Source organism: Rhodoferax sp. TS-BS-61-7, from assembly GCF_002943465.1.
Lineage (GTDB): Bacteria > Pseudomonadota > Gammaproteobacteria > Burkholderiales > Burkholderiaceae_C > Allorhodoferax.
This window is the reverse complement of sequence record NZ_PTQY01000001.1, coordinates 733,518-747,614: the sequence shown is the minus strand read 5'-3', so window position 1 is coordinate 747,614 and position 14,097 is coordinate 733,518. Positions and strand designations below refer to the sequence as shown.

The following is a 14,097-nucleotide window of genomic DNA, read 5'->3' as shown; positions in this document are numbered from 1 at the left end:
TAACAACACAAACATCTCGTTTCATTCCATTCGCAAACCGTGGGTTTGCGAATTTGGGGTATTCCGTTTCAGGGTTTCAATTCGTCGGCTTGGCCATACTGTTTGCGGGCCATCACAGGCAGGTGGCGTGTGATTTGCAAACAAGACAGCGTGGCGGCATCGACCTTCCAGCGCAACGGTTTGTGGGGTGTGGACTAAACTCCAGACAAATCAACCACTTACGGCGCGACGCTAGTGAAACACATTATAGGGGGCAATCCAGCCCCAGCCCTGCCGCAAGTCAAATCGGTGACGGTGGACGAAGACAGCGCCGGCCAGCGCCTGGACAACTTCCTGATGCGCGAGCTCAAGGGTGTGCCCAAAACCCATGTCTACCGCATCATCCGCAATGGCGAGGTGCGCGTGAACAAGGGCCGCGCCAGCGCCGACACCCGGGTCGCGGTGGGGGACGTGGTGCGGGTGCCGCCAGTGCGCATGTCCGAACGGGTGGAGCAAAAAGCTCAGGCCATGGCAGAGCAGGTGGTGGCGCAGGCGGCCAGCCGCACGCCGGCCAAAACCTTCCCGGTGCTGTTCGAAGATGACCATTTTTTGGTGATCGACAAACCCGCCGGCGTGGCCGTGCATGGGGGGTCGGGTGTGAGTTTTGGGGTGATTGAGCAGTTGCGCATGGCGCGACCCCAGGCCACGTTTTTGGAGCTGGTGCACCGCCTGGACCGGGAAACCAGTGGCATTTTGCTGATCGCCAAAAAGCGCAGCGCCCTCAAAAATTTGCAGGACCAGTTCCGCGAACGTGAAACCGGCAAAACCTACCTGGCCTTGGTGGTGGGGCAGTGGCCCACTAATAAGAAGGTGTTGGACAAATCCCTGCACAAGTACCTGCTGGCCAGCAAGGATGGTGGTGCGGATGCGGGGGAGCGCCGTGTGAAGGTGGTCGAGAAGGACCACCCCGACGCCATGCCCTCGCTGTCCTTGGTCAAGGTCCGGGCCACCTCTGGTGTGCCGGCGGTCGCCGATGCCACAGGCCAGCGCGGCTACTCGCTGCTGGAAGTGACCATCAAAACCGGGCGCACGCACCAGATTCGTGTGCATTTGGCGTCCGAAGGCATGCCAATTGCCGGCGACGACAAGTACGGCGACTTTGACCTGAACAAGGAATTGGCGCGGGGCGTCGCTCCGGCACCCCTCAAGCGCATGTTTTTGCACGCCTGGCGTTTCCAGTGCAAGCACCCGCTCACCGACAAAAAGGTCGAACTGTTTGCCGAACTGCCGCCCGAGTTGGCCGATTTCCTACATGTTGCCGTACCGGCAGCGACCTGATCCCTCTTTGAAACCAACGCTTACCCATGTCTTCCAACCCCACCCGCACCCGCCAGTTTGACCTGATCGCCTTTGACTGGGATGGAACCCTGTTTGATTCCACGGCCATCATCACCCGCTGTATCCAGGCCGCGGTGGCCGATGTGGGCGGCACCGTGCCCAGCGACAAAGACGCCGCCTATGTGATAGGCCTGGGCCTGATGCAGGCGCTGGCCCACGCTGCACCCGATGTACCTAAGGAGAAATACCCGCTGCTGGGTGCGCGTTACAAACACCACTATGTGCTGCACCAGAACGACATCAGCCTGTTTGACGGCGTGTTGCCCATGCTAGACGCGCTCAAGGCCGCAGGCCATTTGCTGACCGTGGCTACTGGCAAAAGCCGCTCGGGGCTCAACGAGGCCTTGCAGGCGGTGGAGCTGCGCGGCGTGTTTGACGGCTCGCGCACTGCCGACGAGACCGCCGGCAAACCACACCCGCTGATGCTGCAGGAGCTGATGGCCGAGTTTGGCGTGCCGCCCGAGCGGGTGCTCATGATTGGCGACACCACCCATGATCTGCAACTGGCCCTGAATGCGGGCTGTGCGAGTGTGGGCGTGAGCTACGGCGCGCACGAGCACACAGCCTTTGCGCCACTGCAACCGCGGCATGTGGCGCATTCGGTGGCCGAGCTGCACACCTGGCTGCTGGCCCACGCCTGAGGGAGTTGCCATGACATTGGGACCCGCAGGTGTGGCGATTGCGCTGTGCAACAGCGCTGATTTGGTCAACAGCGGTGACGCTGTGCCGTTTGATGTGGTTTATTGCGGCCAGACCTGCTACGGATTTGCCATCCGGTATGCCGACAAGGTCTACGCCTACCTGAACCGCTGCTCCCACGTGCCCATGGAAATGGACTACCAGCCCAACCGGTTTTTTGACATGACCGGCCACTGGTTGATATGCGCCACCCACGGCGCCATGTACAGCCCACAAACCGGCCAATGCCGCGCCGGCCCTTGCCGTGGCGGCCTGGTCTCCATTGCCCTCACGGAAGTGGATGGTGTCGTGCACTGGCATACTGCCCACAACTTACAACCTGTCGCTTTCTGATATGTCCGAATCTTCGTTTCCTCCACCGCCCGGTTCTGGCTCCAATATGCCTCCAGAGCATACCGATTATGCGCAAGCAGCTATCAATAACGTAGCAAACTCGGCTCCTGGCTGGGAGCGGGCCACGCTGGAGAAGCTGGCCATGGCGACGCTGGTGGAGCAGCGCGCCGCACGGCGCTGGCGCAATGCCATCCGCATTGCGTGGCTGGTGTTCCTGTCGGCCCTGCTGTGGCTCGGCCTGCAGCAAGGGGGCACCACCACCGATGTCAGCATGCCGCACACGGCGGTGGTTTCCATCCAGGGCGAGATTGCCGCGGGTGCCGACGCCAGTGCCGAATTTGTGGTGGCGGCCATGCGCAGCGCTTTCGAAGACGATGGCGCCAAGGCGGTGGTGTTGCTGATCAATTCCCCCGGCGGTAGCCCGGTGCAGGCCGGCATCATCAATGACGAGATCAAACGCCTCAAGGCCCAGTACAACAAACCCGTGTATGCCGTGGTGGAAGAAACCTGTGCCTCGGCGGCGTACTACATTGCCGCGGCCGCCGACCAGATTTTTGTAGACAAGGCCAGTATTGTGGGCAGCATTGGCGTGCTGATGGACGGCTTTGGCTTTACCGGCCTGATGGACAAGCTGGGTGTGGAGCGCCGCCTGATGACTGCCGGTGAAAACAAGGGGTTTTTAGACCCCTTCAGCCCGCAGACTGAGAAGCAGCGCGCCTTCGCCCAGGCCATGTTGAACCAGATCCACCAGCAGTTCATTGCTGTGGTCAAAGACGGCCGGGGCGCACGCCTGAAAGAAACCCCCGAGATGTTTAGTGGCCTGTTCTGGACCGGCCAGCAAGCCATTGAGCTGGGCCTGGCCGACCAGTTGGGCAACCTGGACTACGTGGCGCGTGAGGTGGTGAAGGCCGAGGACATCATCGACTACACCCGCAAGGACAACGTGGCCGAGCGCCTGGTCAAACGTTTTGGTGCGTCGATTGGTGATGGCGCGGTGCGCGCACTGCGTTCCTTGCCAGCCATTCACTAAATAACTCCCCGGGCTCCTCTGTTTGCGCGGGGCGCTGCCTAACGGCCGATCGCAAACACCGTGGGCGTGGCGTTGTCCAGCGACCAGCCACTCTGCTTCCACTGTTTCACTAGGTTGCTGTGGGTGCTGGCTGTGTCCAGCGTGAGCCCGCTGGAAGTGGCCAGCCGGGTGTTGTGTTGCAGGGTTTGCAGCAGGCCCTGCAGCAGCGCGGTGTTGCGGTAGGGCGTCTCGATAAAAAGCTGGGTTTGCCCGGTTTTCAGCGCCAGTGACTCCAGCTCGCGGATACGTTTGCTGCGCTCGGCCGGGTCGGCTGGCACATAACCCACAAACGCAAAGTTCTGCCCATTGAGCCCGCTGGCGGCCAGCGCCAGCAACAGCGACACGGGCCCCACCAAGGGCACCACGCGCAAGCCCAGGTCGTGCGCGGCGCGTACCACGGATGAGCCCGGGTCTGCGATAGCCGGCATGCCGGCTTCGCTGACCAGGCCCACGTGGTGGCCCTGCAGGGCTGCAGCCAGCAGCGGCGTGGCATCAAAGCCACCCGCTGCCCCAGTCAAGTGGTCGCCTTTTTTATGCACTTCGCGCGGAAGTTCCTGAATGTTCAGTTCCTGCAGGGCCGCGCCCAACGGGTGGCTGCTGTCTACGCGTTTCAAATAGGCACGTGTGCTTTTGGCGTTCTCACAGATCCAGTGCCGCAGGCTGGCGGCCACGGCCAATGTGTGGGCGGGCATGCTCTGGTCCAGCGGGCTTTGGGTGGCGCAGCCAAAGTCCAGCGGCGCGGGCACCAAATACAGCGTGCCTTTGGCGGAAGTTGGCGCCTGTGTCATACCGGCCCCAGCAGCGCGATGCCAGCCGCACGCAGCATGCGGCTGGTGCGGATCAGCGGCAGGCCGACCAGGGCGCTGGGGTCGTCGTTGTCAATGGATTCCAGTAAGGCAATGCCCAGGCCCTCGCTCTTGGCGCTGCCCGCGCAGTCATAGGGCGTTTCGGCGCGCAGGTAGTTTTCAATCTCGGCATCGCTCAGGTCGCGGAACACCACCCGCACCGGGGCCACGTCTTCCTGCACAAAGCCGCTGGCCAGGCAGACCACGGCCACCGCGGTCTGGAAGACCACGGTTTTGCCACGCATCTTTTGCAGTTGGGCGACGGCGCGTTCGTGCGTACCGGGCTTGCCCAAAGGTTCACCGTCCAGGTCGGCCACTTGGTCCGAACCAATGACGACAGCATCCGGGTATTGCTGCGCCACGGCCTGGGCCTTGGCCAGCGCCAGCCGGCGCGCCAGGGCGAGTGGGGTTTCATGGGGTTGGGGGGTTTCGTCCACATCGGGTGCGGCCACGGCAAAGGGCACGCGCAGGCGCTGCAGCAGTTCGCGGCGGTAGGCCGAGGTGGAGCCTAAAACGAGTTTTCGGGGGGCGGAGTCTTGCATATGGGGCGATTCTCTTACACTGCGCCCATGACATATGAATATTCAGCCAACAGCCTGAACATCCTGACTTTCGCCAAGAGCGAAGGGCAGTTGAAGGGCCAGGTGCCTTTGGCCCACATGCCGCGCCTGCGTGAAGAAACCCAAGGCGCGATGGATACCGTAGCCGTGCATTTTGACGCCCAGGGCGACATCCGTGCGGACGCGGCCGGGGTTGATGAACCCTGGTTGCATCTGAATGGGCACACCACCCTGACCATGACCTGCCAGCGCTGTCTCACGCCGGTGGATGTGGGCATCGCGTTCACCCGCGACTTCCGTTTTGTGGCCACCGAGGCCCTGGCAGAGATCGAAGACGAAGAATCGGAAGAGGATGTGCTGGTGCTGAGCCGCGAATTTAATGTGCTGGATCTGGTGGAGGATGAGCTGCTGATGTCCATTCCCCCCGTGCCCAAACACGAGACCTGCCCCCAGTCCGTCAAGCTGGAGGCCGTGGACCCGGATTTTGATGCGACGGCAGAGGACAAGCCCAATCCGTTTGCGGCGCTTCAAAAGCTCAAAGACAAGGGTCTTGACTAACAGGCCCTCTTTGGGCTATAATCCGAGGCTTCGCGCGCAAATCCGCCGCGTTTTACCAACCTAACCCGTGTTGCCACACCCTGTGCAGCACTTTTGCTCAGGAGCCGACCATGGCCGTTCAACAAAACAAAAAATCTCCTTCCAAGCGCGGTATGCACCGTTCGCACAACGCTCTGGTGGTGCCCGGTATCGCTGTGGAGTCCACCACCGGTGAAACCCACCTGCGTCACCACATCAGCCCCACCGGTTTCTACCGTGGTCGCAAGGTGCTGAAGACCAAGTCCGAAGCCTGATTCCCCTGAATCTCCAAAAGCCCGAAGCTACAGTGCCTGTAGCGACGGGCTTTTGTCATTTATGGCCTCTATATTCGGAAGTTTGACTTCGTTGTCGTTGGAATGATGCACGCATGATTACTGTCGCCGTCGATTGCATGGGGGGAGATCACGGTCCCCAGGTCACCTTGCCCGCCTGCACCCAGTTTCTGGAGCAGCACCCCGAGGCCGCCCTGGTTTTGGTGGGTTTGCCTGAGGCGCTGAAAGGTTTTTCCCACCCGCGTGCTACCTTGGTCACGGTGACTGAAGTTGTCACCATGGACGACCCGCTGGAAGTGGCTCTGCGCAAGAAGAAGGACTCTTCCATGCGCGTGGCCATCCAGCAGGTGAAGGACGGCGCCGCCCAGGCGGCCGTCTCGGCCGGTAACACTGGCGCTCTGATGGCCATCTCGCGTTACATCCTCAAAACCATGGACGGCATTGAGCGTCCTGCCATCGCTGGTCAAATTCCCAATGCGACCGGCGGCGCCACCACGGTGCTGGACTTGGGCGCCAATGTGGACTGCACGGCAGAGCACCTGCTGCAGTTCGCGGTCATGGGCTCGGCGCTGGTGTCGGTGCTGACTAACCAGGAATCACCGTCGGTGGGGCTGCTTAACATTGGTGAAGAAGTCATCAAAGGCAACGAAGTCATCAAAAAAGCGGGTGAACTGCTGCGAAATGCAGCCAAGTCTGGCGATTTGAACTTTGTCGGCAACGTCGAAGGCAATGACATTTTCAAGGGCACGGCCGATATCGTCGTGTGTGACGGTTTTGTCGGCAACGTGGCACTCAAGACCAGCGAAGGCCTGGCATCCATGATCGGTAACTTCCTAAAGGCCGAGTTCTCCAAAAATATCTTCACCAAAATGGCGGCTATTGCGGCCTACACGGTGTTAACAGCCCTTAAAAATCGCGTGGATCACCGCCGGTACAACGGTGCGGCCTTGTTGGGTCTGCGTGGCTTGGTGTTCAAGAGCCATGGCTCGGCTGACGTGCTGGCCTTCAGCAACGCATTGAACCGGGCGTATGATGCAGCCCGAAACAACTTGCTGGACCGCGTTCAGGTCCGCATTGCCCATGCAGCCCCTTTGCTGGCTGCGTCTGACGCAACGCAGTAGCCTGAACGGGTGCCCGCCATACCACCCATGAGACGATATTCGCGAATCACCGGCACCGGCAGTTATGTGCCTCCCCGCCGCCTGAGCAACGCCGACCTGGTAACCCAACTGGCCGCCAACGGCGTGGAAACCTCGGACGAGTGGATCGTGGAGCGCACCGGTATCCGCGCCCGCCACTTTGTGGACGACGGCGTCTACAGCAGCGACCTGGCCGTGGAAGCCTGCAAAGGCGCGCTGCAGGCCGCAGGCCTGGAAGCCAAAGACATCGACCTGATTATTGTGGCCACGTCCACCCCGGACATGGTCTTCCCATCCACCGCTTGTATCTTGCAGAACAAGCTGGGCGCCAACGGCGGCGCGGCATTTGATGTGCAGGCCGTGTGCAGTGGTTTTGTCTACGCGCTTACCGTGGCCGACGCCATGATCCAGACCGGCGCCGCCAACAAGGCGCTGGTGGTGGGCGCTGAGGTGTTCTCCCGCCTGCTGGATTTCCAGGATCGCACTACCTGTGTGTTGTTTGGTGACGGTGCGGGCGCCGTGGTGTTGGAAGCGTCGGAGACGCCCGGCATTCTGGCGAGCGACCTGCATGCCGACGGCAAACACGTGGGCATTTTGTGTGTGCCAGGCCATGTGGCCAACGGACACATTCTGGGCGACCCTCTATTAAAGATGGATGGCCAGGCGGTCTTTAAGCTGGCCGTGGGCGTCCTGGAAAGTGCGGCCCGCGCCACGCTGGCCAAAGCCGGCAAGACCGAAGCCGACATCGACTGGCTGATTCCCCACCAGGCCAACATCCGAATCATGCAGAGCACTGCCAAAAAACTGAAACTTCCTATGGATAAAGTGGTGGTGACGGTGGACCAGCATGGCAACACCTCAGCGGCCTCGATTCCGCTGGCGCTGGACGCAGCGGTGCGTGCCGGCCAGGTCAAGCCGGGCCAGACGCTGATGCTTGAAGGTGTGGGCGGCGGCTTCACCTGGGGTGCCGTGCTCCTGACTTTGTAGCTGCTCGCGCAGATTCCATAAGGGCTAGACCCCTATTTCATTGCCAATTTCTATGAAACCATTTGCATTTGTATTTCCCGGCCAAGGCTCCCAAGCCGTGGGCATGCTGGACGCCTGGGGCGACCACCCCGTGGTGGCCGAGACCCTGCGCGAAGCGTCGGACGCTCTGGGCGAAGACGTGGCCAAGCTGATCCACGAAGGCCCCAAAGAAGCGCTGGCTCTGACCACCAACACCCAGCCCGTGATGCTGGTGGCCGGTGTGGCCGCTTACCGCGTCTGGATGTCTGAGACCGGCGTGGCGCCGCAGGCTGTGGCCGGCCACTCGCTGGGTGAGTATTCCGCCTTGGTGGCTGCCGGTTCGCTGACGCTGGCACAAGCCGCGCCGCTGGTGCGCCTGCGCGCCCAGGCCATGCAGGAAGCCGTGCCCGTGGGCGTGGGCGCCATGGCGGCGATCTTGGGTATGGATGCTGCGAAAGTGATAGCTGGTTGCGCAGAGGCGACGGGGGCTTTCGGCCCCGACAGCACCGAAGTGGTGGAAGCTGTGAACTTCAACGATGCGGCCCAAACCGTAATTGCCGGCAGCAAGGCCGCCGTGGACAAAGCCTGCGAAATCCTGAAGGCCAATGGCGCCAAGCGCGCGCTGCTGCTGCCCGTGTCGGCCCCATTCCACTCCAGCTTGATGAAGCCGGCCGCCGAAAAGCTCAAGGCGCGCCTGGAAGACATCGAGATCGCTGCGCCTCAGATGGCTCTTATCAACAATATCGATGTGGCGGTGGAAGTGGATGCCGACCGTATCCGCGACGCGCTGTACCGCCAGGCCTTTGGCCCGGTGCGCTGGGTGGAGTGTGTGCAGGCCATCAAGGCGCGCGGTCTGACCACCTTGGTAGAGTGCGGTCCCGGCAAGGTGCTGGCCGGTATGGTCAAGCGCATCGATGCGGACATGACCGGCGCAGCACTGTTCGACCTCGCCAGCCTGGAAGACGTCAAGGGAGTATTGGCATGAGTGAAGTGAAATTTGAAGGCCAAGTGGCCCTGGTGACCGGCGCCTCGCGCGGCATTGGTGCGGCCATTGCGCTGGAACTGGCCCGAAAAGGCCTGAAAGTGATTGGCACGGCCACATCGGACGCAGGCGCGGCCAAGATCCGCGAAGCCTTGTCGGCCTTTCCCGGTTGCGACGGGCGCACGCTGGATGTGACGGACGGTGCCGCCGGCGATGCGCTGGTAGATGCCATTGCCAAGGAGCAGGGCGGCCTGCACGTGTTGGTGAACAATGCCGGCATTACCCGCGACACGCTGGCCATGCGCATGAAGGATGACGACTGGGACGCCGTGCTGGACACCAACCTCAAGGGCGTGTTCCGCATGAGCCGCTCGGTACTGCGTACCATGATGAAACAGCGCTACGGCCGCATCATCAGCATCACTTCGGTGGTGGGCGCCTCCGGCAATCCCGGCCAAGCCAACTATGCCGCGGCCAAGGCCGGCGTGGCGGGCATGACCCGCGCACTGGCGCGTGAACTGGGCTCGCGCAACATCACCGTCAACTGCGTGGCCCCCGGTTTCATTGAGACCGACATGACCGCCGGTCTGGGCGAAGAGCAGCAAAAAGCCTTGCTGGGCCAAATTCCCTTGGGTCATCTGGGCAAACCCAGCGACATTGCGCACGCGGTGGCCTACTTGGCCTCGCCCCAGGCCAGCTATGTGACGGGGCAGGAACTGCACGTCAACGGCGGCATGTACATGTAAGTGATTCAACCCCGCCGATGTCTGAGCGGCGGCCCGGTTAGAGACAAGTCTCTAGGGCGGGTAAAATCTCGGATTCTTTTACAACCCTTAGAGGGAACCCATGAGCGATATCGAAGTCCGTGTCAAAAAAATCATTGCCGAACAACTCGGCGTTGAAGAGTCTCAAGTCACCAACGAAAAAGCCTTTGTGGCTGATCTGGGTGCCGACTCCCTGGACACCGTGGAACTGGTGATGGCTTTGGAAGATGAGTTCGGCATCGAAATTCCGGACGAAGACGCGGAAAAGATCACGACCGTGCAAAACGCGATCGACTACGCCACGTCGCACAAAAAGGCCTAATGGGCTTGGGCAGCACCCTGGTGGGTGCTGCCGCATCTCCGCATGCTGCCGCTGCTGGCGGTATTTCATTGACGAACTGCTGAATTTCAGATTTCTATGTCCCGTCGCCGCGTCGTTGTTACAGGTTTAGGTTGCATCAGTCCCGTGGGTAACACGGTAGCCGAGGCGTGGTCGAATGTGCTGGCTGGCAAGTCTGGCATCGCCACGATTACCAAATTCGATCCCGAGGCCTTTGCCTGCAAGATCGCCGGTGAGGTGCGCAACTTCGATCTGGAGTCTTATATGACTTCCAAAGAAGCCCGCACCATGGATACCTTTATCCATTACGGCATTGCCGCCGCGGTGCAAGCCGTGAACGACAGTGGTTTGAAGACCGGTGATGCACTGGGTGAAGAAGAATCCACCCGCATCGGCTGTGTGATTGGTTCCGGTATTGGCGGTTTGCCCATGATCGAGAACACCCACGCCGAGTACACCAACCGCGGCCCGCGCCGCATTTCCCCATTTTTTGTGCCGGCCTCCATCATCAACATGACGGCTGGCCATGTGTCCATGCGTTTTGGCTTCAAGGGCCCAAACATCGCCATCGTGACCGCCTGCACCACTGGCCTGCACTGCATCGGTGAAGCCGGCCGCATGATTGAGTACGGCGACGCCGACGTGATGATTGCCGGTGGCTCCGAAGCCACGGTGTCTCCGTTGGGCATTGGCGGCTTTGCCGCCATGCGCGCACTCTCCACCCGCAACGATGACCCTGCAACCGCATCACGCCCTTGGGACAAAGACCGCGACGGTTTTGTGCTGGGCGAGGGCGGTGGTGTGATGGTGCTGGAAGAGTACGAACACGCCAAGGCGCGTGGCGCCAAGATTTACGCCGAGCTGGCAGGTTTTGGCATGAGTGCCGATGCCGGCCACATGACCGCCCCCAATATGGACGGCCCACGCCGCGCCATGCTGAGCGCCATGCGCAATGCCGGTGTCAACCCGGACCAGGTGGACTACCTGAACGCGCACGGCACCTCCACCCCGTTGGGCGACATCAACGAAACTAACGCGATCAAGGCTGCGCTGGGTGACCACGCCAAGAAGATGGTGGTTAACTCCACCAAGTCCATGACCGGTCACCTTTTGGGTGGTGCGGGCGGCCTGGAGTCAGTGTTCACCGTGCTGGCTCTTCACCACCAGAAGAGTCCTCCCACCATCAACATCTTCAACCAGGACCCCGAGTGCGACCTGGACTACTGTGCCAACACCGCACGGGATATGAAGATCGATGTGGCCGTGAAGAACAACTTCGGCTTTGGTGGAACCAACGGCACGCTGGTGTTCAAACGCATTTGATTCCCGCTATTTTCCCAAGGGACGATGCACCGGCCTCCCGCGGTTAGTTTCCCGGTAGGCCGTTCGCGTTGGCATGCCACCGTGCTGGCCGCTTGCATGTCGCTGGCATTGTTGAGCCTGTTCCCATTGGCATGGGCCGCGGACACTGAATTCCCGGCCTGGGCTGTGTGGGGGCAAGCGTTGTTGGTCTTGCTGGCGGGTATCGGAGCTGCCGTGGTCTGGCGTCGCTCCCCTGTAGGGACGTTGCGCTGGGATGGTGAGCACTGGTTGTGGGTGGTATCCCAAGACCATGCAGTTTCCGGTTTGCGCATGGTGTTTGATTTTCAGTGGCTGGTGCTCGTGTCGCTGCAACGCGCGGGGCAGCCGCTTCTGTGGTTATGGCTGGAGCCTGTGCATGGCACGCCACACAACTGGCTGGCGTTGCGCCGTGCCTTGGTGCATTCCACCCATCATGGTTTGCGGGCGCCGCCGCAGTCTACCGATCCAGAGGGGCTGCTGCCATGACGGAGCCGCTGACCACTCCTAACGATACCGATTTGCTGTTGGTAGAACGCACCCTGGCGGGAGACCAGCGCGCCTACGGCCTGCTGGTACTGAAGTACCAACGCCGTATCCAACGCTTGGTAGGCCGCATGGTGCGGGATGTGGACTTGGTGGAAGACATTGCCCAGGAGACCTTTATCCGGGCTTACCGCGCCTTGCACCAGTTTAGGGGGGATGCCCAGTTTTACACCTGGCTGTACCGCATTGCGGTAAACACCGCGAAAAAATTCCTGTTGGAGCTCAAGCGCAACCCGACGATGTCGGAGAGTTTTCTGTCATCTGCGGACGAAGATGAAACTTCTGGCCCCAAATACGAACCAACCACCGAAGAAACCCCGGAATCTGAGTTGGCGGCCAAAGAGATTGCCGGAGTGGTAAATGCCGCCATGGATGCTTTGCCAGAGGAGTTGCGCCAAGCCGTTACGCTGCGCGAAATCGAAGGTTTGAGTTACGACGAGATTGCGTTGGCCATGGACTGTCCGATTGGCACCGTGCGTTCCCGCATCTTCCGGGCCCGCGAGGCGATTTCGGCAAAAGTGAAGCCCCTACTGGAAAAGCAGACCGGGAAACGTTGGTAGGAATGAAATCTATGAACACGCAGAGCCAGCCTTTGAACGAGCGTATTTCCGCCTTGATGGACGGAGACTTGCCTGCAGCCGAGCTGGATGCACTGCTGGAGGACATGGCGAAGCAGGATTCGTCTGCTAACGATTGGCACCTCTACCATCTGGCCGGTGATGTGCTGCGCAGCAGCGCCTTGGCACCGCAGCGTGCAGACCTGGCATTTCTGGGGCGTTTGGAACAGCGCCTGGCCCAAGAGGGCGGCTCGCCGGCCGTGCTGCTGCAGCCTGTGCGTCCTGGCTCTACCGGGCAGGCACCCCAACCTGCACCTGCCAATGGCCCGTGGCGCTGGGTAGCTGGTGCCACCTTCACGGTTTTGGTGGGTGTGTTGTCCATCAGCATGTGGGAGGCGGTTGCGCCTGTGTCTGCACCACAACTGGCGGTGGCACCCGCGCTAGATGCAGTGCCGGTTGCCCTGCAGCCCGCCATCATGCTGCGTGACCCGGAGCTGGATGCGTTGATGGCAGCCCACCAGCAGCTTGGGGGGCATTCGGCTTGGCAGATGCCATCGGGCTTTTTGCGCAATGCCACCTATGAAAGGCCTGCGCGGTGAAAACCATGCGTTTGATCGTCGCGGGCGTGCTGGCACTGGTTGGGAGCCTGCTACCGCTGGGGGCTGTTGCGGAAGAGCCCTCTATCAATGCCTGGTTGATGCGCTTGCATGAGGCTTCGCGGCATCGCACCTACACCGGCACCTTTGTGGTCTCGGCCGCCGGGCAGATGACGAGTGCGCGTATTTGGCATGTCTGCGACGGTGAGCAGCAAGTGGAGCGCGTGGAGTCTTTAAGCGGAACCCCACGTGCGACCTTTCGCCGCAACGACGAGGTGGTGACGTTTTTCCCTGAGTCCAAGGTGGCGGTGGCGGAAAGTCGCGAGTCCCTGGGGCTGTTTCCCAATCTGCTCAAGTCCAATACCGCGGGCATTGCTGAGCACTACCTGATGAAACCGGTGGGGAGCGAGCGTATTGCGGGGCTGGACGCTGAGGTGGTGCAGTTGGTCCCCAAAGATGCCTTGCGTTATGGCTACCGGGTATGGAGTGAAAAGCGCTCTGGCTTGGTGGTGCAGCTGCAAACCCTGGACCCTGAAGGCAAGGTGTTGGAGCAAGCCGCCTTTTCAGAGCTGCAGCTGGATGCGCCTGTCAACAAAGCGAAACTCACCCAAATGATGGCGGCCACGGAGGGCTACCGCGTGGAGCGCCGTGACCTGCAAAAGACCACGGCCAAGGCGCAGGGCTGGGATATGGCTAAGTCGGTGCCCGGCTTCAAGCCCATGGGCTGTTACACGCGCCCGGTGGCCCTGCTGGCCGGTGCCACTGGGCGTACCGAACAAACCATGCAATGGATGTTTTCAGATGGGTTGGCCACGGTGTCGTTGTTTGTGGAGGCCTTTGATGCGCGCCGCCACAGCCGTGAGGGGGCAACGGAACTTGGGGGCGCCACGCGCACACATACACGACGGCTGGAGGCCTGGTGGATTACCGCGGTAGGCGAGGCCCCGGCGCCGACTTTGGCCCTGTTTGTGCAAGGCTTGGAACGCAAGAAATAAGTCATCGTTTGCCGTGGACGCTGCGTTGAAGGCAAAGACAGATTGAAGGGAAACTGGAGCAATGAAATCTATGCAATTGAAAC

Annotated in this window: 18 protein-coding genes; 16 read left to right on the top strand and 2 right to left on the bottom strand. The window is 61.1% G+C overall.

The annotated features are described in order from the left end of the window. Window positions 1–234: 234 nt before the first annotated feature. From C5F53_RS03575 to C5F53_RS03560, 4 genes are read left to right on the top strand one after another with little or no spacing between them, the layout of a single operon-like run. On the top strand, window positions 235–1,317 hold the full coding sequence (locus tag C5F53_RS03575; protein ID WP_146097284.1) for an RluA family pseudouridine synthase: 1,083 nt from the start codon (window positions 235–237) through the stop codon (window positions 1,315–1,317). Window positions 1,318–1,343: 26 nt separating this feature from the next. After that, window positions 1,344–2,018 carry an HAD family hydrolase gene (locus tag C5F53_RS03570; RefSeq protein ID WP_105259929.1) on the top strand — a complete coding sequence of 225 codons (675 nt, stop codon included), beginning with the start codon at window positions 1,344–1,346 and terminating at the stop codon, window positions 2,016–2,018. 10 nt (window positions 2,019–2,028) lie between these two features. Beyond that, complete coding sequence (locus C5F53_RS03565) at window positions 2,029–2,409, top strand: Rieske 2Fe-2S domain-containing protein (RefSeq protein ID WP_105259928.1); 381 nt, start codon at window positions 2,029–2,031, stop codon at window positions 2,407–2,409. A 46-nt stretch (window positions 2,410–2,455) separates the two neighbouring features. Then, entirely contained in the window at window positions 2,456–3,439 is a 984-nt protein-coding gene (locus C5F53_RS03560) for a S49 family peptidase (RefSeq protein ID WP_236635193.1), read from the top strand. Between the two features lie 38 nt (window positions 3,440–3,477). Here C5F53_RS03560 and C5F53_RS03555 read toward each other — a convergent pair whose 3' ends face one another. Beyond that, the gene (locus C5F53_RS03555) at window positions 3,478–4,266 is read right to left on the bottom strand and encodes an SAM-dependent methyltransferase (RefSeq protein ID WP_105259926.1); all 789 of its coding nucleotides are present in this window, start codon (window positions 4,264–4,266) and stop codon (window positions 3,478–3,480) included. Beyond that, window positions 4,263–4,865 carry a Maf family nucleotide pyrophosphatase gene (locus tag C5F53_RS03550; RefSeq protein WP_105259925.1) on the bottom strand — a complete coding sequence of 201 codons (603 nt, stop codon included), beginning with the start codon at window positions 4,863–4,865 and terminating at the stop codon, window positions 4,263–4,265. The genes C5F53_RS03555 and C5F53_RS03550 overlap by 4 nt, the downstream gene beginning before the upstream one ends. A gap of 27 nt (window positions 4,866–4,892) precedes the next feature. On the opposite strand from C5F53_RS03550, the gene C5F53_RS03545 reads away from it, so the two are divergent. The 12 genes from C5F53_RS03545 to C5F53_RS03490 all read left to right on the top strand — a co-directional run bounded on the left by C5F53_RS03545 (window position 4,893) and on the right by C5F53_RS03490 (window position 14,014). Then, window positions 4,893–5,441 carry a DUF177 domain-containing protein gene (locus C5F53_RS03545; protein WP_236635192.1) on the top strand — a complete coding sequence of 183 codons (549 nt, stop codon included), beginning with the start codon at window positions 4,893–4,895 and terminating at the stop codon, window positions 5,439–5,441. 110 nt (window positions 5,442–5,551) lie between these two features. Further along, complete coding sequence (rpmF, locus tag C5F53_RS03540; RefSeq protein WP_105259923.1) at window positions 5,552–5,734, top strand: 50S ribosomal protein L32; 183 nt, start codon at window positions 5,552–5,554, stop codon at window positions 5,732–5,734. A gap of 113 nt (window positions 5,735–5,847) precedes the next feature. After that, window positions 5,848–6,873 carry a phosphate acyltransferase PlsX gene (gene plsX, locus C5F53_RS03535; RefSeq protein WP_105259922.1) on the top strand — a complete coding sequence of 342 codons (1,026 nt, stop codon included), beginning with the start codon at window positions 5,848–5,850 and terminating at the stop codon, window positions 6,871–6,873. Window positions 6,874–6,900: 27 nt separating this feature from the next. Continuing rightward, complete coding sequence (locus tag C5F53_RS03530) at window positions 6,901–7,878, top strand: beta-ketoacyl-ACP synthase III (protein WP_105259921.1); 978 nt, start codon at window positions 6,901–6,903, stop codon at window positions 7,876–7,878. A 52-nt stretch (window positions 7,879–7,930) separates the two neighbouring features. Further along, on the top strand, window positions 7,931–8,881 hold the full coding sequence (gene fabD / locus C5F53_RS03525; RefSeq protein ID WP_105259920.1) for an ACP S-malonyltransferase: 951 nt from the start codon (window positions 7,931–7,933) through the stop codon (window positions 8,879–8,881). Then, on the top strand, window positions 8,878–9,624 hold the full coding sequence (gene fabG, locus C5F53_RS03520) for a 3-oxoacyl-ACP reductase FabG (protein ID WP_105259919.1): 747 nt from the start codon (window positions 8,878–8,880) through the stop codon (window positions 9,622–9,624). Before fabD ends, fabG begins: the two co-directional genes overlap by 4 nt. A gap of 100 nt (window positions 9,625–9,724) precedes the next feature. After that, a complete protein-coding gene (acpP, locus tag C5F53_RS03515) occupies window positions 9,725–9,964 on the top strand; it encodes an acyl carrier protein (protein WP_094479684.1) in 240 nt (79 codons plus the stop codon). Window positions 9,965–10,060: 96 nt separating this feature from the next. After that, window positions 10,061–11,305: a beta-ketoacyl-ACP synthase II gene (gene fabF / locus C5F53_RS03510; RefSeq protein WP_105259918.1), complete on the top strand. Its 1,245-nt coding sequence runs from the start codon at window positions 10,061–10,063 to the stop codon at window positions 11,303–11,305. A 96-nt stretch (window positions 11,306–11,401) separates the two neighbouring features. Next, window positions 11,402–11,809 (top strand): hypothetical protein, encoded by a 408-nt coding sequence (locus tag C5F53_RS03505; RefSeq protein ID WP_105259917.1) that lies wholly within the window; start codon window positions 11,402–11,404, stop codon window positions 11,807–11,809. After that, complete coding sequence (gene rpoE, locus C5F53_RS03500; protein ID WP_105259916.1) at window positions 11,806–12,426, top strand: RNA polymerase sigma factor RpoE; 621 nt, start codon at window positions 11,806–11,808, stop codon at window positions 12,424–12,426. Before C5F53_RS03505 ends, rpoE begins: the two co-directional genes overlap by 4 nt. An 11-nt stretch (window positions 12,427–12,437) precedes the next feature. Continuing rightward, window positions 12,438–13,022 carry a sigma-E factor negative regulatory protein gene (locus C5F53_RS03495; protein ID WP_161499879.1) on the top strand — a complete coding sequence of 195 codons (585 nt, stop codon included), beginning with the start codon at window positions 12,438–12,440 and terminating at the stop codon, window positions 13,020–13,022. 5 nt (window positions 13,023–13,027) lie between these two features. Further along, window positions 13,028–14,014: a MucB/RseB C-terminal domain-containing protein gene (locus tag C5F53_RS03490; RefSeq protein WP_105260389.1), complete on the top strand. Its 987-nt coding sequence runs from the start codon at window positions 13,028–13,030 to the stop codon at window positions 14,012–14,014. Window positions 14,015–14,097: the final 83 nt, after the last annotated feature.